The organism is Streptomyces sp. NPDC028910 (genome assembly GCF_055564955.1).
This window is the reverse complement of sequence record NZ_JBVHVF010000004.1, coordinates 114,343-137,178: the sequence shown is the minus strand read 5'-3', so window position 1 is coordinate 137,178 and position 22,836 is coordinate 114,343. Positions and strand designations below refer to the sequence as shown.

The following is a 22,836-nucleotide window of genomic DNA, read 5'->3' as shown; positions in this document are numbered from 1 at the left end:
GGCCATTGTGCCGAGGCGACCGAACGGCAGGGTGACACGGGGCGTACACCGGGGGAACGCCCGCCTCGGGCGGTCGAGACGGCATCGCATCCCCCGAAACCCTCATCCTCCAGAATTCGTGTTCAACCTTTTCCGTGCGGCCGCACTCAGGACAGGGGTGAGAGACACGATGTGAAGGGGAGGGCGGATGCCGCCAGGCACCGAGCACGACTTCGAGGCCTTTGCCCGGGCCAGTCAGCGCAAGCTGTACCGGACGGCGTACCTGCTGTGCGGGAACGCCGACGGCGCACGCGATCTGACGCAGACCACGCTCGCGAAGCTGTTCCAGCACTGGGGGCGGGTGTCCGCCGCCGACCATCCCGAGGCGTACGCCAGGACGGTGCTGACCCGTACCTTCCTCGCCGAGCGACGGCGGCGGCTGCGGGACCTCCTGGCCCACCGGCACGCCGATCCGGCGCCCCTGCCCGAACACGCCGAGCTGCGCGTCACCCTGCTCGCCGCGCTAGCCCAACTGCCGCCGCGGGCCCGGGCGATGGTCGTCCTGCGCTACTGGGAGGACCTCAGCGTCGAGACGGTCGCCTCGCTGCTGCGCTGCAGTGAGGGAACGGTCAAGAGCCAGTGCTCGCGCGCCTTGGCCAAGCTTCGCACGCAGCTGGGCGAGGCCCACATCTACGCCACCGAGAGCTGAGGAGAGCGTCATGGGTACCAACGAAAACCTCACGGGCCTCACGGGCCTCACGGACTTCACGGACCGTGCGGACGAGAGGGCCGTGCTGCTGGTCCGGGACGCGATGGACCGCGCCACCGCGGACCTTCCCGCGCTGGTGGACCTGTCGGGCCCGGCCCGCGTCCAGGGCCTGCGCCGCAAGGCGCGCGTCCGCGCGGCGATCGGCGGCGGGGTGCTGGCCGTGGCCGCGCTCTCCGTGGCCGGGGTCGTCGGCCTGCCGGGCGACGACGCCAAGGGGACGGGCGGTCCCGCCGGGGTGGTCGGGGTGGCGGCGGCCCCGCCGGACGCCGGGCCGCCGCCGCCGGTCCACATCGAACCGACCCCCGGCGAATCCTCGATGGCGGATCTGCCGCCCGCCGAGCGGGCCCGGCAGGAGAACTTCCAGAACCAGGCCGTCGGCGTGCTCCAGGAACTGCTGCCGCCGGCGCTCGGCACCGTGCAGCGGACGGACCTCAACGTGCGTCAGTACCGGGCCACCAAGGACGGGAAGACGTTCGTCGTCATCTTCTCGGTACGGCCGTCGCACCAGGCCCCCAAGCCGTGCCGCGAGATCAAGGGCGTCACCTGCAAGAAGACCACCCTGCCTGGCGGCATCGAGGCCGATGCGTCCACCATGCCGATGGGCAACACGATCACCGAGTCCTGGCTCTCCTTCCACTACGGCAAGAGCAACGTCGAGCTGTACATCGGCGCGCACGAGGCCTCGAACACCTCGGCGCCCATCACGAACGACCAGCTCCTGGACATCGCCAAGGCCCCCGCATTCCTGAACCTGGTCAAGACCGCGGACAGCCAGCCGATGGAACAAGGCCAGACGACAATCGCCGGCGGCTGACCGACCCGTGGGGCCCCGCCTCACGCGCGTGCGGGGGCGGTACACCGGCCCCGCACGCGCGTGGTCCCGTACCGGTCCGCCCCTGCGCGCGCGTAGGCCCGTACCGCCCGCGCAGGCGCCGGTCCGGCGCGCGCTTCTACCGTCTGCGGGCTCGCCAGACCAGGTACAGAACAGAGGCCAGTGCCGCGGCCCGTAGGAGCCATGGCCACATTCCGTGCAGCGCCCCGCTCAGCTGGTCGTCGGCCAGGGTCTGCCCCCACTTGTCGTTCATCCGCCCCCACAGCCACACCGCGGCTGCCGCGAGGACCGCGCCGGGCGGACCGAAGACGGCCCATTTGCGCTCGGCCGGCCGCAGCACCCGCGAGGCGTACGGCAGCAGCCAGCCGACGACGAGCAGCAGCCAGTAGCCGGTGACCACCCCGACGACGAGGACGGCCGCGGCCATCAGCAGGAAGGCGTTCGGCCGCGGCCGGGCCGCCGGGGCCGGGGCCTCGGGCTCCGCGGCCGCTGCCGCCGCCGCCTCCTTCTTCGTGCGCCGCCGCTCGCGCAGGAACCGTACGAGGGTCCGCGCGCGCGTCTGCGGCGGCCCGGGCGGCGGCGCCGCCTGCCCGGCGTCCCCCTCCGCCGCCTCCGCCGCCTCCTCCGGCCCGTCCGCCCGCCCCTCCTTGAACAGGTCCGGGATCTCGATGCCGCCCGCGAAGCCCTCGACCTGCGGGCCCGCGCCGTACGCGCCCGGGCTCACCCGCCACCAGTCGGGCTCGGCCCCGCCGGAAGGGCCGAGTTCGTCGAGGCCGGCCAGGTGCGGCGGCACGTTCTCGGGCTCCGCCGACGCCGGCCGTGGCGGCGGCGGCGCGCCCTGGCGGCGCAGGAAGCCGGGCCCCCGCTGAGCGGGTACCGACAGCCCGGACTCCGACGGCACGGGGGCGGCGGAGCCCGAGCGGTGGCCGAGGGTGCCGAGGGTGCCGAGGGTGTCCAGGACCTCCTCCGGCGTGCCGATCCGCTCCAGGATGCGGCGTACGGCGGCCGGGGTCTCCGGCTCGTACTTGGCGCGCCGACGGTCGATCTCATCGCGCAGCCCCGCCACCAGCCGCATCCGGTCCCCCGAGGACAGGTGCCGCCGCTGCGCCAAGTCCCCGACGCGGCTCAGATATTCGTAGACCAGATGGTCGCTTTCGATCCCCACGCCCAGGCTCCTCCCGTACCGCCTCTCCCGAAGGTAGCGCGTGCGCCCATGGAGCCGCCCCGGGCGCAGCGGATACCGTTGGCCGGATGGGGACCGGCCGACTGACCGGCCGACGCGACCAGGAGGCGACTGTGCCCGAGGCAAGAACTGCGGGAGGAACCGGCGCGAGCGGCGCCCCGCGCTCCCTCGCCGAGGCGCTGCGCGCGCGGGACGACGAGGCGCTCTCCACCCTGCTGCGCGCGCGCCCGGACCTGCTCAGCCCGGTGCCCGGCGATGTGACCCAGCTGGCCACCCGCGCCGGGACCCGAGCCTCCGTGGTGCGGGCGCTGGAGCGCCTGGACCGCTTCACGCTGCAGACCGCCGAGGCCCTCGCCGTGGCCCCGGACCCGTGCCCGTACCCGGTGCTGGAGTCGCTGCTGACCGGCGAGGACGGCACCACCGGGGAGGACAACGGCGCCCGCGCCGCGCTCCCCCGGGCCCTGGGCACCCTGCGCGACCAGGCCCTGGTGTGGGGCGACGAGGACCGGCTGCGCCTGGTGCGCACCGCCCGCGAACTGCTCGCGCCCTCCGCCCAGCGGCCTTCCCCGACCGGCCTCGGGCCCACCGTCGCCGAGGCCACGGCCGGGATGTCGCCGACGCGGGTGCAGGAGATCGTGGCGGCGGTCGGGCTGCCCGCCACCCATGACCCGGTCTCCGCTGTGGCGTCGCTGACCGGGCTGTTCACCGACCCGGAGCGGATGTCGGCGCTGCTGGACGAGGCCCCGGCGGAGGCGCACCAGGTGCTGGGGCGGCTCGTGTGGGGGCCGCCGTACGGCGAGGTGACCCCGAATCCGACCCCGCCGGTGCGCTGGCTGCGCGACCGGGGGCTGCTGCTGCCCGCGACGGCGCGGACCGTCGTACTGCCCCGCGAGGTGGCGCTGCACCTGCGGGGCGGCCTCGCGCACCGGGACACCGCGCCGGTGCCTCCGGCGGTGCCCGCGCACCGCGAGCACCGTCCACAGCTTGTGGACGCGAACGCCGCCGGGCAGGCGCTGGCCGCGCTGTCCACCGTCGAGGAGCTGGTGAAGTCCTGGGAGCACGCCGGTCCGCCGGTGCTGCGGGCGGGCGGGCTCTCCGTACGGGACCTGAAGCGGGCCGCGGCCACCCTGGACGCCACCGAGCAGTCGGCGGCCTTCTGGATCGAACTGGCCTACGCGGCCGGGCTGCTGGCCAGCGACGGGGAAGCGGACGAGCGGTACGCGCCCACCCCCGCCTTCGACGACTGGTGCGAACTGCCTCCCGCCGAGCGGTGGTCGGTGCTCGCGCGCGCCTGGCTGCCGGCCACCCGCACCGCCGGTCTGGTCGGCGAACAGGACGCCAAGGGGCGCACGCTCTCGGCGCTCGGCCCCGAACTCGACCGCTCCGCCGCCCCCGAAGTGCGCCGGCGCGTGCTGGAACTCCTGGCCGCCCTGCCCGAGGGCGGGTCCGCCGACACGCAGGCCCTGCTGGACCGGCTCGCGTGGGAGCGTCCCGTACGCGGTACGAGCGACCTGCGCGCCCGCCTCGCACGCTGGGCGCTGACCGAGGCCGAGGTGCTCGGAGTGACCGGCCGGGGCGCCCTGTCCGGGCCCGGCCGGGCCCTGCTGGAACACCGCGACCCGGCGCCGCTGCTGGCCCCGCTGCTGCCGGAGCCGGTGGACCACGTGCTGCTCCAGGCCGACCTGACGGCGGTGGCCCCCGGCCCGCTGCGCCGCCCGCTCGGCGACACCCTGGCGGTGCTCGCGGACGTGGAGTCGAAGGGTGGGGCGACGGTGTACCGCTTCACGCCCGGCTCGGTGCGCCGGGCCCTGGACGCCGGACACACCGCCGCCGATCTGCACGCCTTCCTCAAGGAGCACAGCCGTACGCCGGTCCCGCAGCCGCTCGCGTACCTGATCGACGACGTCGCCCGGCGGCACGGACACCTGCGGGTCGGCGCGGCCTCGTCCTACGTCCGCTGCGACGACGACGCGATGCTCGGCGAGATCCTGGCCGACAAGCGCTCGACCGGGCTGGGGCTGCGCCGCCTCGCACCGACGGTGCTGGCGGCGCAGGCCGAACCGACCGCGCTGCTGGAGGGGTTGCGGGCGATGGGGTACGCGCCGGCCGCCGAGTCCCGCACCGGCGACGTCCTGGTGGCGCGGGCCGACGCCCACCGCGCGCCGGCGCGCTCGGCGCCCGTACCGGTGCCGGAGGGTCCGCCGGTGCCGGACGCGACGCTGCTGGGGGCGGCCGTACGCGCGATCCGCGCGGGCGACCTGGCGGCGACGGCGGTGCGCAAGGAGCCGGCGCCGTCGACGTCGACCGGGGCCGGGGCCGGGGCGCCGGGTGAACTCCCGCGCACGAGCGCGGCGGAGACCCTGGCGACGGTGCAGGCGGCGGCGCTGACCGGGTCGGCGGTATGGATCGGCTACGTGAACGCGGACGGCGCGGCCAGCCAGCGGGTCATCGCACCGGTCCGCGTGGAGGGCGGCTTCGTCACCGGCTACGACCACACGGCGGACGAGGTCCGCACGTACGCCCTCCACCGCATCACGGGCGTGGCAGAACTGGCAGAGGACCACCTGTAACGCCCGCAGCCCGGCGGGGGCGCGTCGGGCCGAATCCAGCCCCGCCGGCGTGTGAGGCGCGGGGTCCGGGGCGGAGCCCCGATCTTTGGCGCCGCGCCGTTGCCGGGGGCGCTGCCCCCGGACCCCCGCGCCTCAAACGCCAGCGAGGCTGGAAGGGCCGGGGACGACGCGGCCGCGCGCGCCCTGCTCCTGCACGGCATGGGCCGCTAACCCTAACGGCGAACGGCCACGCCCCCGGGCGCCGTGTTCCCAGCCCCGGCGCCGTACGGCACACTGGAGGTTTGACCAGAGTGAAACGGGGCGCCGCGCGTGAATGGTCCACTAATCGTCCAGAGCGACAAAACCCTCCTTCTCGAGGTCGACCACGAGCTCGCCGGAGCCGCCCGGCGTGCCATCGCTCCCTTCGCCGAGCTGGAGCGGGCTCCCGAGCACATCCACACCTACCGGATCACCCCGCTCGGGCTGTGGAACGCCCGGGCCGCCGGGCATGACGCCGAGCAGGTCGTCGACGCGCTCGTCGAGTACTCCCGCTACCCCGTCCCGCACGCGCTGCTCGTCGACGTCGCCGAGACCATGGCGCGCTACGGCCGCCTCACCCTCTCGAAGCACCCCGTGCACGGGCTGGTCCTGACCAGCACCGACCGGCCGGTGCTGGAGGAGATCCTGCGCTCGAAGCGGATCACCCCGCTCGTGGGTGCGCGGCTCGACCCCGACACCGTGGCCGTGCACCCCTCCGAGCGCGGGCAGATCAAGCAGACGCTGCTCAAGCTGGGCTGGCCGGCCGAGGACCTCGCCGGTTACGTGGACGGCGAGGCGCACCAGATCGACCTGGCCGAGAACGGCTGGGCGCTGCGGCCGTACCAGCAGCAGGCCGTCGAGGGCTTCTGGCACGGCGGTTCCGGCGTGGTCGTGCTGCCCTGCGGCGCCGGCAAGACGCTGGTCGGAGCCGGGGCGATGGCGATGGCGAAGGCGACCACGCTGATCCTGGTCACGAACACCGTCTCGGCCCGCCAGTGGAAGCACGAGCTGGTCAAGCGGACCTCGCTGACGGAGGAGGAGATCGGCGAGTACTCCGGCACGCGCAAGGAGATCCGGCCCGTCACGATCGCCACGTACCAGGTCCTGACGACGAAGCGGAAGGGTGTCTACCCGCACCTGGAGCTCTTCGACTCCCGGGACTGGGGGCTGATCGTCTACGACGAGGTGCACCTGCTGCCCGCGCCGGTCTTCAAGTTCACCGCCGACCTCCAGGCCCGCCGGCGTCTCGGCCTGACGGCCACGCTCGTACGGGAGGACGGCCGCGAGTCGGACGTCTTCTCGCTCATCGGGCCGAAGCGGTTCGACGCGCCGTGGAAGGAGATCGAGGCGCAGGGCTACATCGCGCCCGCCGACTGCGTCGAGGTCCGGGTCAATCTGACGGAGTCGGAGCGGCTCGCGTACGCGACCGCCGAGACGGAGGAGAAGTACCGCTTCTGCGCGACGACGGCGACCAAGCGGAAGGTCACCGAGGCGCTGGTCGCCAAGCACAGGGGCGAGCAGACCCTGGTCATCGGGCAGTACATCGACCAGCTCGACGAGCTGGGCGAGCACCTGGACGCCCCCGTCATCAAGGGCGAGACCTCCAACGCGCAGCGCGAGAAGCTCTTCGACGCCTTCCGCCAGGGCGAGATCAGCGTGCTGGTCGTGTCGAAGGTCGCGAACTTCTCCATCGACCTGCCGGAGGCCACGGTCGCCATCCAGGTGTCGGGCACCTTCGGCTCCCGCCAGGAGGAGGCCCAGCGCCTGGGCCGCGTGCTGCGGCCGAAGGCGGACGGTCACGAGGCGCGGTTCTACTCGGTCGTCGCGCGCGACACGATCGACCAGGACTTCGCGGCGCACCGCCAGCGCTTCCTCGCCGAACAGGGCTACGCCTACCGGATCATGGACGCCGACGAGCTGCTGGCCGCGGACTGACGGACACCGTGGCCGAGCCCTACGGTGGCCGTATGACCCACCAGGAGATCTACGAGGTTCTGTTCACGGAGTCGGCGGGCCGCGATCGTGACCGTCTGGAACCCGTACGCCGCGCCTCCTTCGACAAGGCGCTCGAAATCCTGGCCCGCGATCCGTACACGGAGCTGTCGCGGCCGATAGGAGCAGGTGAGCAGGACCGCGAGATCCGGCTCACCTCACAGATCGTGGCGGAGTACATGGTGTCGCGCGGGCGCCTGCTGCTCGTGGCCCTGCGAGTCTTCGACGACGCGGACATCCTGCTGCCCGAGGGGTGACCTCGGCGAGGGCGTCCGCCGGGCGATCAGGACCGCCAGCAGCGGGACGCACCAGACCCACAGGGCCGGCCAGTCCAGTACGAGGGCCCGGGCGGCGGTGGGCAGGTGCCGGGTCCAGAACTCGGCGGAGGCCTCCGGGAGCACGAGCAGCCCGAGCAGGGCGGTGGCGGTGAAGGCGGCCAGCGCCGTCAGCCCCGCCCGGACGCGGCCGGTCAGCAGCAGGTACGGGACGCAGGCCGCCGGGGTGAGGGTGATCCCGGCGGCGATGCCCAGCGCGAAGCCCTTGCCGAGCGCGGCGCCGGGCCGGCCCAGGTCCCACAGGACCAGGCAGGCGAGGGCCAGGTTGATCTGGCCCGGGAGCGGCGCCTGGAACAGCGGCTCCAGCCACAGCCCGGCGGTGGTGGCGGCCAGGACGGGCCCGGGCCTGGCCGGCAGCCCCGCGAGGCGGCAGGACAGTGTGATCAGCAGGGCGAGCAGGCCGGCGTTGCCGAGGACGAGCACGGCCTTCAGTGCGCCGGTCGGCAGCCAGGCGGCCGGCGTGAACAGGATCGCCGCGAACGGCGGATACGCGGCGGGCGGGCCCCACTCGGCGGCGGAGAAGCCGTCGACGAGAGCGTCGGCCATCGGGACGCGCAGGGCGATGCAGAGCACGCCCAGCACGAGCAGCGAGCCCGTCACCAGCACACCGGCGAGAGACGACGGCGAGCGGCTGAGGGCAGGACTCCGGGTCACGCGCGTGACCCTAGTGGATCAGTCAACTCACCGCGCGGCCCGTACGGTCCCGTCCGGCCCGGCGGTCAGCGGCGTATGACGCCCGCGTCCTCGGCGTATTCGCCCAGCACGACGACGCTCACGGCGGCCGTCGCGAAGACCTTGGCGGCGCGCAGCATGCTGCCGAGGTGGTGGCGGGGAGGGGAGTCGGAAGTGGCGGTGGCGCCGCTCGGGCGGCCGCCCTGGATCGGGGTGAAGGTTGCGGTGCTCATGTATCCATGGTGCGTTTTCCGCGTGCGCGCCGCATCGCCCTGCGGGCGGAACCGCAAGGCCTCCCGCCTCCTCCTCCCGGCCCATGCGACCCCCTAGTGGCCCTCCCTCAGGTCTGACACTCCCAGGTATGACACCCGTACGGAGGTCCCGGTCGGGAGGGACTTCAAGGCCGCGGAATTCGTTCGCGCCGCCGCGCCCCGGTGGCTAGAATCTCCGCTCTTGCCGCCTCCCGCCGCCTCATCGGGGAGAGCCGCCCGCCGGCCGGAAACCGGCGGGCATCTGTTCCGTACCGATCACTCAGATCAGCAGCTGGAGGCAGTTCCGTGCCCGCGCACGCCCCCGACACCGCGCCCGCGATCGAGACCGCACACGACGACGCCCCCGACACCGCGACCGCGACTACCGATCCGCTGGGCCGCGAGCGGGCCCACCTCGCCGCCTCGCGCTCCGCCCTGCGCGCCATGCGCGAGGACGTCGAGGCCCTCGACATCCGCGACGTCACCGCGAACTGGGTCAACGCGATCGTCCTCCAGGCCCAGATCGACGACCGCATCAAGGCCCTCGCCGACCTCACCCACACCCCCCTCTTCTTCGGCCGCCTGGACTATCTGCACGCCCCCGGCGCGGAGCTCGCCGAGGGCGCGGAGGGCGAGCAGTTCTACATCGGCCGCCGCCACGTCCACGACGCCGACGGCGACCCGATGGTCATCGACTGGCGCGCGCCCGTCTCGCAGCCCTTCTACCGGGCCTCAAAGGCCGACCCGCAGGACATCGCGCTGCGCCGCCGCTTCGGCTACACCGGCGGCGAGCTGACGGCGTACGAGGACGAGCACCTCTCCGACCCCGCCGAGGGGGCCGCGGTCAGCAAGCTGCTCCAGCAGGAGATCGAGCGGCCGCGCGTCGGCCCGATGCGGGACATCGTCGCGACGATCCAGCCCGAGCAGGACGAGATCGTGCGCTCCGGCCTCACCGGTTCCGTCTGCGTGCAGGGCGGCCCCGGCACGGGTAAGACGGCGGTCGGCCTGCACCGGGTCGCGTACCTGCTGTACGCGCACCGCGAGCGCCTCGCCCGCACGGGCACGCTCGTCATCGGGCCGAACCGTTCCTTCCTGCACTACATCGAGCAGGTCCTGCCCGCCCTGGGCGAGCTGGAGGTCAAGCAGGCCACGGTCGACGACCTGGTGGCGCGCGACGGTCTGGAGGTACGCGGCACGGACGCGGCCGAAACCGCCGTGGTCAAGGGCGACGCCCGGATGGCGCAGGTGCTGCGCCGCGCGCTCGCCTCGCACGTCACGGCGCCCACCGAGGCGCTGATGGTGGTCCGCGGTTCGCGCCGCTGGCGGGTGCCGGCGTACGAGCTGGCCGAGATGGTCGAGGAGCTGCAGAACCGCGACATCCGCTACGGCGCGGCCCGCGACGCGCTGCCGCAGCGGATCGCGCACGCGGTGCTCGTACGGATGGAGCAGGCGGGTGAGGCGCCGGACGACCGCGTGCAGGACGCGGTGGCCCGCAACGCCGCGGTGAAGGCGGCGGTGAAGGAGATCTGGCCGCCGGTCGAACCGGCCAAGCTGGTGCTGCGGCTGCTGTCCGACCCGGACTTCCTCGCGCTGCACGCGGCGGACGTCCTGACGGCGGACGAGCAGAAGCTGCTGCTGTGGCCGAAGCCGTTCCGGAGCGTGAAGTCGGCGAAGTGGTCGGCGGCGGACCTGGTCCTGATCGACGAGGCGGCCGATCTGGTGGAGCGGACGCATTCGCTGGGCCATGTCGTGCTCGACGAGGCCCAGGACCTGTCGCCGATGCAGTACCGGGCGGTGGGGCGGCGCTGCACGACGGGCTCGGCGACGGTACTGGGCGACCTCGCGCAGGGCACCACGCCGTGGGCCACGCGCAGCTGGGACGAGGCGCTGGCGCACCTGGGCAAGCCGCGGGCGGTGGTCGAGGAGCTGACGGCGGGCTTCCGCGTGCCGCGCGAGGTCATCGCGTACGCCTCCCGGTTGCTGCCGTCGATCTCCCCGGGTCTGGCTCCGGTCTCCTCGGTCCGCGAGACCCCGGGGTCGCTGCGGATCGAGGAGACCTCGGACCTGACGGCGGAGGTGCTGTCGGCGTGCCGCGGGTTCCTCACGCACGAGGGGTCGATCGGCCTGATCGCGGCGGACGCCCGTGTCCCGGTGCTGGCGCAGGCCCTGCGGGCGGCGGGACTGGCGTACCTGGCGCCGGGCGAGGAGACCACGGCGGAGGCCCGGCTGACGCTGGTGCCGGCGTCGCTGGCGAAGGGTCTGGAGTACGACTACGTGGTCCTGGACGAGCCCGCGGCGATCGTGGACGGCGAGCCGGACGAACGTACGGGCCTGCGCCGCCTGTACGTCTGCCTGACCCGGGCCGTCTCGGGCCTCTGCGTGCTGCACGGGGCCGCGCTGCCCGCCGCCCTGTCCTGACCCGCGGGCCGTCTGCCGGGGCTCCGGCGCTCTTTCAGCCCCGCCGGCGTTTGAGGCGCTCTTTCAGCCCCGCCGGCGTTTGAGGCGCGGGGGTCCGGGGGCTGGCCCCCGGCAGCGGCGGCGCGGCCGCACGGCGGCGTGGCCCCGGCAGCGGCGGCGCGGCGGCGCGGCCGCGCCGTCGCCGGTCAGGCCAGGGCGGCTCGCCACTCGGCGACGGCCGCCGCCGAGACGGGCCGCCCCCACCCGGAGGGCCGCGCCGCGCCGCCGATGTGGAAGGCGTCGATGCCGCCCGAGCGCAGCACCGGCAGGTGCGAGAGCGTCAGGCCGCCGCCGACCAGGATCCGCGCCCCGTACCCCGGCTCGCCGCTCCGCGCCGCCTCCGCCAGCAGCACCGGCAGCCCCTCGTCGACCCCCGCCGCCGAGCCCGCCGTCAGGTACGTGTCCAGACCGGGCAGGTCGGCCAGCGCCTTGCGCAGCTGGTCCCGGTCCGCCGCCCGGTCGATCGCCCGGTGGAAGGTCCAGCGGCAGCCGTCCAGCTCCGCGACGACCGCCTCGACGGCGGCCAGGTCGGGGCTTCCGTCCGGGTTCAGGAAGCCGAGGACGAACTCCCGCGCGCCCTCCGCCCGCAGCTCCCGCGCCGCCTCGACCAGGACGGAGACGTCACCCGCCGCGAACCCGTCCGTCGTGCGGAGCATCACGCGCAGCGGGATGTCGACCGCCGCCCTGATCGCCGCGAAGGTCTCGCGCGGCGGGGTGAGCCCGTCGGCGGCCATGTCGGTGACCAGTTCGAGTCGGTCCGCCCCACCGGCCTGGGCCGCGATCGCGTCCTCCACGTCGAGGGCGATCACCTCCAGGAGCGCACGGTTGCTCATTCGATCCCATCCTTCGGAAGACAGCTCGGGAACAGCTTGAAAGCAGCTCGGGAAATAGGTCTAGTCCAATATCCAGGGTACGGGCCTCCGACCTCCCTCCACCAGCACAATCACGCCACCCCCACAATGTGCCCATGGACACAGGCACCCCGCCCCGCGACATCCACCCCGACACCGCGGCCCTGCAAGCCCGTTGGCGCGCGACCGTCACCGCCGCCGGCGCCCCCGCCGACCGCGATCCCGCCCCCTACGCCGACCGCCTCCTCACCGCCTGGGCGGAGCCGCAGCGCCGGTACCACACCACCGCGCACCTGGCCGACGTCCTCGCACGGATCGACGTACTCGCGCCGTACGCCGCCGATCCCGCCGCCGTGCAGCTCGCCGCCTGGTTCCACGACGCCGTCTACCGCCCCGACCGCTCCGAGAACGAGGAGCGCAGCGCCGCCCTGGCCGAGCGCGCCCTCCCCGAGCTCGGCATGGACCCCGCGCGCACCGCCGAGGTGGCCCGCCTGGTCCGGCTCACCGTCACCCACGACCCCGCCCCCGGCGACACCAACGGCGAGGCGCTCTGCGACGCCGACCTGGCGGTCCTGGCAGGGGCGCCGGAGGCCTACGCCGCCTACGTCGCCGCCGTGCGCGCCGAGTACGGCTTCGTCCCCGACGAGGCCTTCCGCACCGGCCGCGCCGCCGTACTGCGCCAGCTGCTCGACCTGCCGCGGCTCTTCCGCACCCCCTACGGCGCCACGCACTGGGAGGACCCGGCCCGCGCCAACCTCACCGCGGAACTCGCCACGCTGACGTCCGGCTGACCTCACCCCCCGACCTCACCCCCCGATCTCACAGCTGACACACCCGCACCGGGCGGGGGGAATGTGGCCGCGTTCGTCATGGTTGGTCACAGTCATGCCCGCAGATGCCGCACGCCCCCGCATGCCCGTCGCCGTCTACATCCTCGGACTGTCCGTCTTCGCGCTCGGCACCAGCGAGTTCATGCTCTCCGGACTGCTGCCGCCCATCGCCGACGACATGGACGTCAGCATCCCGCAGGCGGGCCTGCTCATATCCGCCTTCGCGATCGGCATGGTCGTCGGAGCGCCGCTGCTGGCCGTGGCCACCCTGCGCCTCCCGCGCCGCACGACCCTCATCACGCTCATCAGCCTCTTCGGGCTCGGGCAGGTCGCGGGCGCGCTCGCGCCCTCCTACGAGCTCCTCTTCGCCTCCCGCGTGGTCTCCGCCTTCGCCTGCGCCGGCTTCTGGGCCGTCGGCGCGGCCGTCGCCATCGCCATGGTCGACAAGGACCAGCGGGCCCGCGCGATGGCCGTCATGATCGGCGGCCTGTCCATCGCGAACGTCCTCGGCGTCCCCGCCGGCGCCTTCCTCGGCGAGCACCTGGGCTGGCGCTCCGCCTTCTGGTCGGTCGCCGCCGCGTCCGCGATCGCCCTCGTCGGCATCCTGGGGCTGATCCCGAAGATCCCGCTGCCCGCCGAGAAGCCGTCGCTCGGGCGCGAGCTGCGCATCTACCGCGACCGCCAGGTGTGGCTCTCCATCGGCATCACGGCACTGGCCGCGGGCGGCGTCTTCTGCGCCTTCAGCTACCTGTCTCCGCTGCTCACGGACGTGGCCGGGCTGGACTCGCGGGCGGTCCCGTGGATCCTCGGCCTCTTCGGCATCGGGGCGCTGGCCGGCACCACCGTCGGCGGCCGGGTCGCCGACGCGCACCTGTTCGGCGTGATGATCTGGGGCGTCACCGCGTCGACCGTCCTCCTGGCCGCGCTCGCCCTGCTGGCGTCGTCGCAGGTCGCGGCGGTCGCCCTGGCCTTCCTGATCGGCTTCTCGGCCTTCTTCACCGCCCCGGCGCTCAACGCCCGCATGTTCAACGTGGCGGGCGCCGCCCCGACCCTGGCCGGCGCCACCACCACGGCCGCCTTCAACCTGGGCAACACCGGTGGCCCCTGGCTCGGCGGCACCGTCATCGACGCGGGCCTGGGCTTCGCCTCCACCGCCTGGGCGGGCGCCGCCATGACGGCCGCCGCCATCGCCCTCGCCGTGATCGCCCTCCGCCTGGACCGCCGTACGCCGCCCCCCGCGACCCGCGTGGTCACCTCGGGCGCCGTCGCCGCAGCCCCGGCGGAACGGCCCGCCGAAGCCCGGCTCGCCTGACCCGCCCGACCAGCCCGCCGCCCGACCCGCCTTCCTCAGCCGACACTCCCTAGGAGGGCCGGCTCTTCGGGCGGCGGAGGCCTGCCGCGGTGAGGCGGCGGACGAGTTCCTTGCTGCCGATCTCCACCGCGCCCGCGCCGACCGCGTCCGCGTAGCGGTACGAGGGCACGTCGTAGTGGTCCCGCTCGAAGGCCCGCGGGGGACAGCCGATGGCCGCCGCGAAGGCGTGCAGCTCCTCGTACGAGACGTCGCTGACCAGGTGCGACCACATCCGGCCGTGGCCCGGCCAGGTCGGCGGATCGATGTAGACGGTCACGGGCGGCTCACCGGCGGCCCAGGACGGGGCCCAGGCTGCCGACCGCCGCCACCTTCACGCCCGCCTCCGAGCACACCCAGTGCGGGTCGGGTCCCAGCTCCGGTTCCACGGCCAGCGCGTGCGGGTCGCCGTGCGCGCAGACCGGGCACAGCGGCCAGCGCCCGTACTTCGCCAGCAGCGCGTCCTGTACGTCCTGGGCGACGAGTCCGGCCAGGTAGTCGACCCCCTCCGGCCACTGCTCCACCCACCACCGGCGGTGCGTGACCGAGTCCTCGACGAGGGAGACGACGTCGGCCTCGGCGACCTCGCCGGCGGCGAGATCGGCGAGAACAAGTGCACGGGCGACGTGCAGCGCCTGTTCCAGTGGGGTTGCGTGGTCCATGCGCCCATTGTGACCCCGCAAGGGCCCGGCGACGAAGGCCCTCTTTCGGGCGCCTTATGGCGTATTGACCCGCCCCGTCACTGAAAATAGATTCCAAGCGTGTCCAAGCGTGATCGAGAACGCGAAGAAGACCTTCACGGCGGGCCGCGCCGAGTCCGTAGCCCGGGCCCGTCCATGACCCCCTTCGTTCGGGCGGTCGCCGGAGCCGTCGCCTCCGACCCGGCCGGCTGCGCCCGGCTCACCGTCCCCGCGCTCGCCGAGCACACCCGCCACGCCGACAGCGACCCCCGCTCAGGCCGTCTCGTTCGGATCGTGCCGGGCCCGCGCCGCCCGGCGACGTCGCCGTCGCCGTCGCCATCACCCACTCCGGTTCCACGGGCGACGTGATCGAGCCCCTCCGGGTACGCCGACCTCGTACTGATCACCCCCGCCGTACGCCAAACCCCCGAGCCGACCGCCACCGCCGACCCGTCAGGAGCGCGCCCCGCCCATGACCGCGTACGCCGAACTCCGCGCCCAGCTGGAGACGCTCACCACCGAGGCCTTCCGTCCCGAACTCGCCGAGATCGACCGGCTGCCCACCCTCGACATCGCCCGCACCATGAACGCCGAGGACGCCACCGTCCCGGCCGCCGTCGCCGCCCAGCTCCCGCGGATCGCCGCCGCCATCGACGCGATCGCGCAGCGCATGGCCCGCGGCGGCCGGCTGGTCTACGCGGGCGCCGGCACGGCCGGCCGGATGGGCGTCCTGGACGCCAGCGAGTGCCCGCCCACCTTCAACACCGACCCGGCCGAAGTCGTCGGCCTGATCGCGGGCGGCCCCTCCGCGATGGTCAGGTCCGTCGAAGGAGCCGAGGACTCCGAGGAGTTGGCCGCCGATGACCTCACCGCACTGCGCCTCACCCCCGAGGACACGGTCATCGGCATCTCCGCCTCCGGCCGCACCCCGTACGCGATCGGCGCCGTCGAGTTCGCCCGTACGCGCGGCGCGCTCACCGTCGGGCTCTCCTGCAACGCCGGCTCCGCCCTCGCCGCGGCAGCCGACCACGGCATCGAGGTCGTCGTCGGACCCGAACTCCTCACCGGGTCCACCCGCCTGAAGGCCGGCACCGCGCAGAAGCTCGTCCTCAACCTCATCTCGACCATCACGATGATCCGGCTCGGGAAGACGTACGGGAACCTGATGGTCGACATGCGCTCCTCGAACGAGAAGCTGCGCGCCCGCGCCCGCCGCATCGTCGCCCTGGCCACCGGCGCGCCCGACGAGGAGATCGAAGCCGCGCTGGCCGCCACCGACGGCGAGGTCAAGAACGCCATCCTCGTCGTCCTCGGCGGCGTCGGCGGCCCCGAGGCCGCCGAACTGCTCGCCGCCTCGCAAGGCCACCTCCGCGCGGCCCTCGCCCACGCCCACGCCCGGACCTCCTGACCGCCGGCCGCCGGCCGCCGGCTGCCCCCGCCCCCGCCCCGCCCCCACCCCCCGACGCAAGGCGACCCGCACATGCCCACGGACAAGAACCGCGCCACAGCCGCCGCGATCCTTCCTCTGGTCGGCGGCCCGGACAACATCACCTCGATCGCGCACTGCATGACCCGCCTGCGCATCTCCCTGCGCGACCGCTCGCTGGTCCAGGACGAGGCCCTGCGGGCCCTTCCCGCGGTCCTGGGCGTGGTCGAGGACGACACCACCTACCAGATCGTGCTGGGCCCAGGGACCGTCGCCCGCGTCACCCCGGAGTTCGAAGCCCTGGTCGCGGAGGGCCGCTCGGCGGGCGCCGCGCCCCGCGTGATCACGGCGGAGGACCTCGCCTCCCAGGGCGCGGCGCTGAAGGAGGCCCAGAAGGCGCGCAACGCCACCCCCTTCAAGCTGTTCCTGCGCCGGATCGCGAACATCTTCGTCCCGCTGATCCCGGCGCTGATCGGCTGCGGCATCATCGCGGGCCTCAACGGCCTGCTGATGAACATGGGCTGGCTGCCCTCCGTCGTCCCCGCGCTCGCCGCCATGGCCTCCGGCTTCCTGTCGCTGATCGCCGTCTTCGTCGGCTACCACACGGCGAAGGAGTTCGGCGGTACGCCCGTACTCGGTGGCGCGGTCGCCGCGATCATCGTGTTCCCGGGCATCACCAAGATCGAGGCCTTCGGCCAGCAGCTCTCCCCGGGCCAGGGCGGCGTCCTCGGCGCGCTCGCGGCCGCCGTCCTCGCCGTGCACGTCGAGAAGTGGTGCCGTAGGTGGGTCCCCGAGGCCCTGGACGTCCTGGTCACCCCCACCCTCACGGTCCTGGTCTCGGGCCTGGTCACCATCTTCGGCCTGATGTTCCTCGCCGGTGAGGCCTCCGCCGCCATCGGCGCCTTCGCCGACTGGCTGCTCGCCAGCGGCGGCGCCTTCGCGGGCCTGGTCCTGGGCGGGCTGTTCCTCCCGCTCGTCATGCTGGGCCTGCACCAGGCCCTGATCCCCATCCACACCACGCTCATCGAGCAGTCCGGTTACACCGTCCTGCTGCCCATCCTCGCCATGGCGGGCGCGGGCCAGGTCGGCGCGGCCATCGCGGTCTACTACCGCCTCCCGCGCAACCCTTCCCTCCGTACGACCATCAAGTCCGCGCTCCCGGCCGGTTTCCTGGGCGTGGGCGAGCCCCTCATCTACGGGGTCTCCCTCCCCCTCGGCCGCCCCTTCGTCACCGCCTGCGTCGGCGGAGCGGCCGGCGGCGCCTTCGTCGGCCTCTGCAACCAGCTGGGCGTCGCCTTCGGCTCCACCGCCATCGGCCCGTCGGGCTGGGCCCTCTTCCCCCTGCTGGACGGCAGGTCGAGCCCGGGCCTCACCCTCGCGATCTACGCGGGCGGCCTGGCCGTCGGTTACCTGGTGGGCTTCGCCGCCACCTACTTCTTCGGCTTCACGAACCACATGCTCACCGACCTGAACACGGACCCGGACCCGGGCTCGACCACCACCACCCCGCACCGCCCGGAGCCCGAGAAGGAACCGGCGCTGCCCTAACCGACCGGACACAGCCCGAGCGGTACGCGGTGGCATCGGAACCGGCGCTCAGGTGGGCACTGTCCCGCGTGGTGATCCAGCCGGCCACGGAAGAGATCGCGCTCCGGGCGACCGAACTCCTCCGCGAGGCGGGCCTGCACGGGCACAAGTACGCGATCGACGCCATGCTCGCCGCCACCGCACTCACCGCTCCCGGCCCCGGCCCCGTCACCGTACTGACCTCCGACCCCGAGGACCTGACGGCACTGTGCGGCAAGCGCCTCACTGCCATGAAGGTCTGACACCCTGCGGGGATGATCAACGCCATACCCCCCGTGGTCCCGCCCGGCCGGATGCGCGCGCTGCCCCAGCCGGAGTTCGCCCTCCCCGGCGGAATGCTGCTGCGGCCCTGGGAGCCGTACGACGCCCCCGCGCTCGTCGCGTCCTGCCTCGACCCGGAGATCCAGCACTGGAACCGGCCCGGCCTCCTCACCCTGGCCGGGGCCGAAGAAAAGATCACCCGCTGGCACCACCGCTGGCAGGCCGAGGAGGCCGCGATCTGGGCCATAGCCCCGGCCACCCGCGCCCCGGACAGCCCCGCCCCGGCCGTCGGCCTGATCGGCCTGGCCGACCTCGATCTGCCCGGCGGGAGCGGCGAGTTCCTGTACTGGCTGCTGCCCGCCGGCCGCGGCACCGGGGTCATGGTCACGGCCACGGACCGCATCAGCCGCTGGGCCTTCGAGGACCTCGGCCTGCACCGCCTGCGCATCACCCACTCCGTGGCCAACCCGGCCTCCTGCGCCATCGCGACGAAGGCCGGATTCCGGCAGGAGGGCACGATGCGCGGCGCCCTCCTCCACGCCGACGGCTGGCACGACGAACACCTCCACGCCCGCCTGCGCACCGACGCCCCCGCATAAAGCTCCCCACGGGCGGCCGCACCATCCAGCCTCGCCGGCGTTCGAGACGCGGGGTGCGGGGCGGAGCCCCGATCTCTGGGGCCGGGCCGCCCCGAGCACCTGGGCCGCGCTCGGAGCCGCCTCGCCAAGCAGACGGCACGGGCCTGCGGAACGTGCCGAGCGGTCACGCCACGGCATCGGCTCCGGCGGCCGTCCGCAGGAAACGGGCCAGGTCGTCCACGGCGTAGCCGAGCTTCGGCCCCCGCTCGGCCGCCATCAGCAGCAACTGGCCCACGATCTCCGCGCCCCAGCCGTCCGTACCGTCGGCCGACCACTCCCACAGCTTCTCGATACCGAGGTCGTTCATGAGCAGCCCGTACTCGTCCCGGATCTCCCTGCACGTCTCGGCGACCGCGTCCAGCAGCCGCGCCCCCGGCCGCTCGCACCGCAGCCCGAAGTACCCGCCGACGTCCTCGACCACGCACCCCTGCGGCGGGCTCGCCCTGATCCGGTCGTAGCTCGGACACTCCCCCACCGGGCAGTGGATCAGCGTGAACCGCTGCCACCCCGGCGGCGGTGGCGGCTGCGGCCGCCAGGCCTCCAGCCCGAAGGCCTCATGGACCAGCGCCGTCGCCTCGTCCGCCGTGTCCGCCGTCCGCGTTTCCCGCCGCGCCCCGTCGTCCCCGACGGCCACCCAGAGCCCGCTACCGGCCTCGTGCCTCGCCCGCACGGAAAGCCCCATACCTCCACGCCTCCATCCGCCACCGCCCAGGACCGTCTCCAACCCCCGCAGCTTCCACCCGAGTTCGAAGGCGAACTCCGCCGCCTCGATCGCCTCGCTCACGCCCGCGCCCGCTCGTGCAGGACGGCGGCCAGCCGCAGCGCGGTGTCCAGGTTGCAGCGGCCCAGGTCGACCAGGGGCAGCCCGTACGTACCGGCGGCCGAGACCACGTCCACCCCGAGCGAGGGGAACAGGACCCCCACCCCCGCCAGGGATTCCCTCAGTTGCTGGACGGCCTCCTCGGCCGCCAGCATCCGCTCCTTCGACGTGAGCACCATGACATGTCACCTTTCTACTCTGCGTATTCAACTTCGACACACAGAGTGGCGACCCGCTCGCTAGCCTTTCAATGCGGACACCGCAACAACCGCACGTGTTCAGGGAGTCGCCATGGCAGGAAAGAACCTCGATCCCTCCTCCTCACCCCGCGCCCTCCTCGGCGCCGAACTCCGCGTGGCGCGCGAACGCGCCGGTCTCAGCCAGGTCGAGTTGGGCGAACCGCTCTTCGTCAGCGGCTCGTTCATCGGCCAGCTGGAAGCGGGCACCCGCCGCATGCACATCGAGTTTGCCCGGCAGATAGACGACATCCTCGGTACGAAGGGCTTCTTCACCCGCAACTGCGACGCGGCGGCCAAGTCGAAGTACCCGGACCACTTCGCGGAGGCGGCCGAGGCCGAAGCTCTGGCGACGGCCATCCGCGAGTACGCGCCGCTAACCATCCCGGGGCTGTTGCAGACGGAGGCGTACGCGCGGGCCGTCTTCCGCGCGTACCAGCCGACCGCGCCTGACCTGGTGATTGATGAGCTGGTTGAACACCGGCTCGCCCGCGCGTCCCTCCTTGCAGACCCAACAACCCCGCTGTTCTGGGCCGTATTCGGCGAGGCGGTGCTGCGCTGCGAGGTCGGCGGACCGGCCGTGATGGCAGGAGCCCTTCGCCAGATCACGTCTTTGATTCGGTCTAACCGGATCATCGTCCAGGTCATCCCGTTCAGCGCAGGCGCCCACGCGGCCATGGGCGGTTCCCTTCAGCTGTTGTCCTTCGAGGACGCTCCCACGCTCGCCTATGTGCAAGGCAACGGCACGGGCCAGCTGTTCGATGATCCGGCCACAGTGTCTCGTCATTTCCTGACCTACGATCTGCTCACGGCCGGTGCGCTGTCTCCCGCGCAATCGCTGGCCCTGATCGAGTCCGTGGCGGAGGGGTACGAACATGAAGCAGCATCCTGAGTACGACCTGTCGATAGCCACTTGGCACAAGTCCAGCTACAGCGACGGCAGTGGCGGCAGCTGCGTCGAGATGGCCACCTGGCGGAAGTCGACGTACAGCGGCGGGAGCGGCGGCGACTGCCTCGAAGTCGCCGACGGCCACCCCGACCTCGTCCCCGTCCGGGACTCCAAAGTCCCGGACGGCCCGCACCTCACCTTCAACGGCCCCGCCTGGGCCGCCTTCGTCAGCGCCCTCTGACAGGCGCTCCAGCGTCCGGTGGACACCGGAAGGTGTCCGCCGGACGATGGAAAGGCGCGCGGGGGGCCCAATGGGCCGAGGGAAGGACGAGCAGTGAACCGACGCATTCGGCATGCCCTACTGGCGCCTTTGGTCGTGTCGTCCCTGGCACTCGGGTCGGTACCGCTCCTGACGAGTTCCGCGCAGGCGGCGGTGCCCAGCATCACATGCAGTGTGAAGCAGACCCCGAGTGTCGCCGGCAAGTACGACGTCCGCGTCACCGGGGCTCAGCCAGGAGTGAAGGTGATCATCAAGGGCGGCACCCCCGAGCAGCAGTTCACCGCCACCAGCGTGGCGGATGACGACGGCGTGGCCACCACCAGCGGCTTCATCCCGGTCGGCCCCGTGACCGCGCAGCAGGAGGGTGGGAGCCCGGTCAAGTGCGGCACGGTCAAGGAGGCCGAAGAGCAGGAGGCCCAGGCCCAGTACGCCGCGGGTTACCGCAAGGGGCTCGCCGACACCAAGGCCGACTGCAAGGCGGATGCCCCGCCGCAGGGCGTCGTACCCCTGGACCCGAACTTCGTGAAGGGTTACAACGCGGGCGCGAAGGCCGCGTTGGAGCAGTTCTGCTAGGAAGAGGACGAGGCCCGCACGTGGTGTGCCACGCGCGGGCCCGGGCCGTCTTCGCCGCGACCCTGCGGGTCAGAGACCGGCGCTGAACAGCAGCTTGTTCGGGGAGGACTTGCTGACGCTGTTCAGCATGTCCTTGGTGGACTCGTCGTCGAGGAAGTCGTTGATCTCCGCCGGGTCCGCGGACGGGTGCGCCTGCTTGTAGAGGGCGGCGACACCGGCGACGTGCGGCGCGGCCATCGACGTGCCGTCGAGCGCCACGCTGCCGCCACCGAGCTTGGCCGAGACGATGGCTTGGCCCGGTGCGTAGAGGGAGACGCACTGGCCGTAGTTGGAGAAGTCCGTCTCCTCGTCCCACCGGTTGGTCGCGCCGACCGTCACCACGCGCGCGGCGGACGCCGGCGAGATGTTGCAGGCGTCGACCGCGGAGTTGCCCGCCGCGATGACCGGCAGTACGCCCGCGTCGGAGAGCGCCGTCGCGGCGTTGTTGACCGCTTCCGACCTGTCGCCGCCCAGGGAGCCGTTCATCACCGCCGGCTGCTTGGCGTTCCTGGCCACCCAGTCCATGCCCGCGATGATGCCCGACCACGTGCCGCGGCCGTCGCAGCCGAGGACGCGGACGCTGACCAGGTTCGCCTTGCGGGCCACCCCGTACGTCCTGCCCGCCACCGTGCCCGCGACGTGCGTGCCGTGGCCCTGACAGTCCTGGCCCCTGCGCCCGTCCCCGACGGCGTCAAAACCGAACGTGGCCCGCCCGCCGAACTCGTCGTGGACGTAGTCGATGCCGGTGTCGAGGATGTACGCGGTCACGCCGGCGCCGTTGCCGGACGTGCTGAAGTCGTTGTTCAGCGGCAGGCTCTTCTGGTCGATCCGGTCCAGGCCCCACGATTTCGACGGAGCCCGCATCCCCTGGGAGGTCTGCTTCGGTACGGATTGGACCGAGGCGTCCTCCTCCACCATCTGCACGCCGAGGCTCTTGCGTACGAGGTCCAGCTGGACCGGGCTCAGGCCCACGGCGAAGCCGTTCATCGCGGAGCCGTAGACGAAGCTCGGCTTCAGCTTCAGCGCCGTCGCGAGCTTGGCCGCGTCCACCCCCTTGTCCAGGGTCACGATGTACTTGCCGGGCACCGGGTTGGCGGCGGTGAGCAGCGGGGCCGGGGTCGGTTCCGGGGCGGCGGCGGAAGCCGAGCCGGCCACGACCGGGGTGACGGTGAGGAGGGCGGCGGTGGCCAGACGTGCGAACAGGCGCATGAAAGGGACTCCCTGGAGGGCGTGACGCGCGACATGGGGGAGCCGCCCCCGTGACGGCACGTGCCTCGGCGGGTGACGGCTTCCCTTCCATCGGGTGCCACCTCGCGCGGC

Annotated in this window: 23 protein-coding genes and 1 pseudogene; 15 read left to right on the top strand and 9 right to left on the bottom strand. The window is 73.3% G+C overall.

What is annotated here, in order from left to right; all coding sequences use genetic code 11:
* The first annotated feature begins 187 nt into the window (after positions 1-187).
* Both ACZ4TV_RS07590 and ACZ4TV_RS07585 read left to right on the top strand, forming a co-directional pair.
* Positions 188-688, top strand: a complete 501-nt coding sequence (locus tag ACZ4TV_RS07590; RefSeq protein WP_468131742.1) for a SigE family RNA polymerase sigma factor — start codon at positions 188-190, stop codon at positions 686-688.
* Positions 689-698: 10 nt separating this feature from the next.
* Positions 699-1,562 (top strand): hypothetical protein, encoded by an 864-nt coding sequence (locus ACZ4TV_RS07585; protein ID WP_468131740.1) that lies wholly within the window; start codon positions 699-701, stop codon positions 1,560-1,562.
* Positions 1,563-1,698: 136 nt separating this feature from the next.
* On the opposite strand, the gene ACZ4TV_RS07580 is transcribed toward ACZ4TV_RS07585, so the two are convergent.
* On the bottom strand, positions 1,699-2,745 hold the full coding sequence (locus ACZ4TV_RS07580; RefSeq protein WP_468131738.1) for a hypothetical protein: 1,047 nt from the start codon (positions 2,743-2,745) through the stop codon (positions 1,699-1,701).
* 86 nt (positions 2,746-2,831) lie between these two features.
* On the opposite strand from ACZ4TV_RS07580, the gene ACZ4TV_RS07575 reads away from it, so the two are divergent.
* The 3 genes from ACZ4TV_RS07575 (at position 2,832) to ACZ4TV_RS07565 (ending at position 7,600) form a co-directional block, all read left to right on the top strand.
* Positions 2,832-5,333 (top strand): helicase-associated domain-containing protein, encoded by a 2,502-nt coding sequence (locus ACZ4TV_RS07575; protein WP_468131736.1) that lies wholly within the window; start codon positions 2,832-2,834, stop codon positions 5,331-5,333.
* Between the two features lie 309 nt (positions 5,334-5,642).
* Positions 5,643-7,286 (top strand): DNA repair helicase XPB, encoded by a 1,644-nt coding sequence (locus ACZ4TV_RS07570; protein ID WP_468131734.1) that lies wholly within the window; start codon positions 5,643-5,645, stop codon positions 7,284-7,286.
* Between the two features lie 32 nt (positions 7,287-7,318).
* On the top strand, positions 7,319-7,600 hold the full coding sequence (locus tag ACZ4TV_RS07565; RefSeq protein WP_468131732.1) for a hypothetical protein: 282 nt from the start codon (positions 7,319-7,321) through the stop codon (positions 7,598-7,600).
* Here the strand turns inward: ACZ4TV_RS07565 and ACZ4TV_RS07560 are convergent.
* A complete protein-coding gene (locus ACZ4TV_RS07560; RefSeq protein WP_468131730.1) occupies positions 7,502-8,332 on the bottom strand; it encodes a glycosyltransferase family 87 protein in 831 nt (276 codons plus the stop codon). The genes ACZ4TV_RS07565 and ACZ4TV_RS07560 overlap by 99 nt on opposite strands.
* A gap of 65 nt (positions 8,333-8,397) precedes the next feature.
* Positions 8,398-8,583, bottom strand: a complete 186-nt coding sequence (locus tag ACZ4TV_RS07555) for a hypothetical protein (RefSeq protein ID WP_468131728.1) — start codon at positions 8,581-8,583, stop codon at positions 8,398-8,400.
* Between the two features lie 462 nt (positions 8,584-9,045).
* Here ACZ4TV_RS07555 and ACZ4TV_RS07550 point away from each other — a divergent pair, with 462 nt between their 5' ends.
* A complete protein-coding gene (locus tag ACZ4TV_RS07550; protein ID WP_468132252.1) occupies positions 9,046-11,019 on the top strand; it encodes a HelD family protein in 1,974 nt (657 codons plus the stop codon).
* A gap of 185 nt (positions 11,020-11,204) precedes the next feature.
* Here ACZ4TV_RS07550 and ACZ4TV_RS07545 read toward each other — a convergent pair whose 3' ends face one another.
* Positions 11,205-11,891, bottom strand: a complete 687-nt coding sequence (locus ACZ4TV_RS07545; RefSeq protein ID WP_468131726.1) for a copper homeostasis protein CutC — start codon at positions 11,889-11,891, stop codon at positions 11,205-11,207.
* A 134-nt stretch (positions 11,892-12,025) separates the two neighbouring features.
* Here ACZ4TV_RS07545 and ACZ4TV_RS07540 point away from each other — a divergent pair, with 134 nt between their 5' ends.
* Together ACZ4TV_RS07540 and ACZ4TV_RS07535 are read left to right on the top strand one after the other, a co-directional pair.
* Positions 12,026-12,700, top strand: a complete 675-nt coding sequence (locus tag ACZ4TV_RS07540; RefSeq protein ID WP_468131724.1) for an HD domain-containing protein — start codon at positions 12,026-12,028, stop codon at positions 12,698-12,700.
* 121 nt (positions 12,701-12,821) lie between these two features.
* Entirely contained in the window at positions 12,822-14,051 is a 1,230-nt protein-coding gene (locus ACZ4TV_RS07535) for a Cmx/CmrA family chloramphenicol efflux MFS transporter (protein WP_468132250.1), read from the top strand.
* A gap of 49 nt (positions 14,052-14,100) precedes the next feature.
* Here ACZ4TV_RS07535 and ACZ4TV_RS07530 read toward each other — a convergent pair whose 3' ends face one another.
* Positions 14,101-14,367, bottom strand: coding sequence for a DUF4031 domain-containing protein (locus tag ACZ4TV_RS07530; RefSeq protein ID WP_468131722.1), 267 nt, complete (start codon positions 14,365-14,367; stop codon positions 14,101-14,103).
* A gap of 7 nt (positions 14,368-14,374) precedes the next feature.
* Positions 14,375-14,749 (bottom strand): hypothetical protein, encoded by a 375-nt coding sequence (locus tag ACZ4TV_RS07525; RefSeq protein WP_468131720.1) that lies wholly within the window; start codon positions 14,747-14,749, stop codon positions 14,375-14,377.
* A 490-nt stretch (positions 14,750-15,239) separates the two neighbouring features.
* Here ACZ4TV_RS07525 and murQ point away from each other — a divergent pair, with 490 nt between their 5' ends.
* From murQ to ACZ4TV_RS07505, 4 genes and pseudogenes are all read left to right on the top strand, one after another.
* Complete coding sequence (gene murQ / locus ACZ4TV_RS07520) at positions 15,240-16,175, top strand: N-acetylmuramic acid 6-phosphate etherase (protein ID WP_468131718.1); 936 nt, start codon at positions 15,240-15,242, stop codon at positions 16,173-16,175.
* 72 nt (positions 16,176-16,247) lie between these two features.
* Positions 16,248-17,741, top strand: a complete 1,494-nt coding sequence (locus tag ACZ4TV_RS07515) for a PTS transporter subunit EIIC (protein WP_468131716.1) — start codon at positions 16,248-16,250, stop codon at positions 17,739-17,741.
* Positions 17,742-17,776: 35 nt separating this feature from the next.
* Positions 17,777-18,022, top strand: a pseudogene (locus tag ACZ4TV_RS07510) (DNA-binding protein); the annotation flags it as partial.
* Between the two features lie 12 nt (positions 18,023-18,034).
* On the top strand, positions 18,035-18,640 hold the full coding sequence (locus ACZ4TV_RS07505; protein WP_468131714.1) for a GNAT family N-acetyltransferase: 606 nt from the start codon (positions 18,035-18,037) through the stop codon (positions 18,638-18,640).
* Positions 18,641-18,803: 163 nt separating this feature from the next.
* On the opposite strand, the gene ACZ4TV_RS07500 is transcribed toward ACZ4TV_RS07505, so the two are convergent.
* Positions 18,804-19,463, bottom strand: a complete 660-nt coding sequence (locus ACZ4TV_RS07500; protein ID WP_468131712.1) for a hypothetical protein — start codon at positions 19,461-19,463, stop codon at positions 18,804-18,806.
* A complete protein-coding gene (locus ACZ4TV_RS07495) occupies positions 19,460-19,678 on the bottom strand; it encodes a hypothetical protein (RefSeq protein ID WP_468131710.1) in 219 nt (72 codons plus the stop codon). Before ACZ4TV_RS07495 ends, ACZ4TV_RS07500 begins: the two co-directional genes overlap by 4 nt.
* Before the next feature lie 112 nt (positions 19,679-19,790).
* On the opposite strand from ACZ4TV_RS07495, the gene ACZ4TV_RS07490 reads away from it, so the two are divergent.
* From ACZ4TV_RS07490 to ACZ4TV_RS07480, 3 genes are all read left to right on the top strand, one after another.
* A complete protein-coding gene (locus ACZ4TV_RS07490; protein ID WP_468131708.1) occupies positions 19,791-20,627 on the top strand; it encodes a helix-turn-helix domain-containing protein in 837 nt (278 codons plus the stop codon).
* A complete protein-coding gene (locus ACZ4TV_RS07485; RefSeq protein ID WP_468131706.1) occupies positions 20,611-20,865 on the top strand; it encodes a DUF397 domain-containing protein in 255 nt (84 codons plus the stop codon). The genes ACZ4TV_RS07490 and ACZ4TV_RS07485 overlap by 17 nt, the downstream gene beginning before the upstream one ends.
* Before the next feature lie 213 nt (positions 20,866-21,078).
* Positions 21,079-21,477 (top strand): hypothetical protein, encoded by a 399-nt coding sequence (locus ACZ4TV_RS07480; protein WP_468131704.1) that lies wholly within the window; start codon positions 21,079-21,081, stop codon positions 21,475-21,477.
* Positions 21,478-21,546: 69 nt separating this feature from the next.
* Here the strand turns inward: ACZ4TV_RS07480 and ACZ4TV_RS07475 are convergent, their stop codons facing one another.
* Positions 21,547-22,725, bottom strand: coding sequence for a S8 family peptidase (locus ACZ4TV_RS07475; RefSeq protein ID WP_468131702.1), 1,179 nt, complete (start codon positions 22,723-22,725; stop codon positions 21,547-21,549).
* Positions 22,726-22,836 lie beyond the last annotated feature (111 nt).

Excerpts from the sequence above, each read along its gene's own strand:
- ACZ4TV_RS07590 (WP_468131742.1), top strand. The coding sequence starts at position 188 with ATGCCGCCAGGCACCGAGCACGACTTCGAGGCCTTTGCCCGGGCCAGT.
- ACZ4TV_RS07585 (WP_468131740.1), top strand. The coding sequence starts at position 699 with ATGGGTACCAACGAAAACCTCACGGGCCTCACGGGCCTCACGGACTTC.
- ACZ4TV_RS07575 (WP_468131736.1), top strand. The coding sequence starts at position 2,832 with ATGGGGACCGGCCGACTGACCGGCCGACGCGACCAGGAGGCGACTGTG.
- ACZ4TV_RS07565 (WP_468131732.1), top strand. The coding sequence starts at position 7,319 with ATGACCCACCAGGAGATCTACGAGGTTCTGTTCACGGAGTCGGCGGGC.
- ACZ4TV_RS07555 (WP_468131728.1), bottom strand. The coding sequence starts at position 8,583 with ATGAGCACCGCAACCTTCACCCCGATCCAGGGCGGCCGCCCGAGCGGC.
- ACZ4TV_RS07550 (WP_468132252.1), top strand. The coding sequence starts at position 9,046 with ATGCGCGAGGACGTCGAGGCCCTCGACATCCGCGACGTCACCGCGAAC.
- ACZ4TV_RS07545 (WP_468131726.1), bottom strand. The coding sequence starts at position 11,891 with ATGAGCAACCGTGCGCTCCTGGAGGTGATCGCCCTCGACGTGGAGGAC.
- ACZ4TV_RS07540 (WP_468131724.1), top strand. The coding sequence starts at position 12,026 with ATGGACACAGGCACCCCGCCCCGCGACATCCACCCCGACACCGCGGCC.
- ACZ4TV_RS07535 (WP_468132250.1), top strand. The coding sequence starts at position 12,822 with ATGCCCGTCGCCGTCTACATCCTCGGACTGTCCGTCTTCGCGCTCGGC.
- ACZ4TV_RS07525 (WP_468131720.1), bottom strand. The coding sequence starts at position 14,749 with ATGGACCACGCAACCCCACTGGAACAGGCGCTGCACGTCGCCCGTGCA.
- murQ (WP_468131718.1), top strand. The coding sequence starts at position 15,240 with ATGACCGCGTACGCCGAACTCCGCGCCCAGCTGGAGACGCTCACCACC.
- ACZ4TV_RS07515 (WP_468131716.1), top strand. The coding sequence starts at position 16,248 with ATGCCCACGGACAAGAACCGCGCCACAGCCGCCGCGATCCTTCCTCTG.
- ACZ4TV_RS07505 (WP_468131714.1), top strand. The coding sequence starts at position 18,035 with ATGATCAACGCCATACCCCCCGTGGTCCCGCCCGGCCGGATGCGCGCG.
- ACZ4TV_RS07495 (WP_468131710.1), bottom strand. The coding sequence starts at position 19,678 with ATGGTGCTCACGTCGAAGGAGCGGATGCTGGCGGCCGAGGAGGCCGTC.
- ACZ4TV_RS07490 (WP_468131708.1), top strand. The coding sequence starts at position 19,791 with ATGGCAGGAAAGAACCTCGATCCCTCCTCCTCACCCCGCGCCCTCCTC.
- ACZ4TV_RS07485 (WP_468131706.1), top strand. The coding sequence starts at position 20,611 with ATGAAGCAGCATCCTGAGTACGACCTGTCGATAGCCACTTGGCACAAG.
- ACZ4TV_RS07475 (WP_468131702.1), bottom strand. The coding sequence starts at position 22,725 with ATGCGCCTGTTCGCACGTCTGGCCACCGCCGCCCTCCTCACCGTCACC.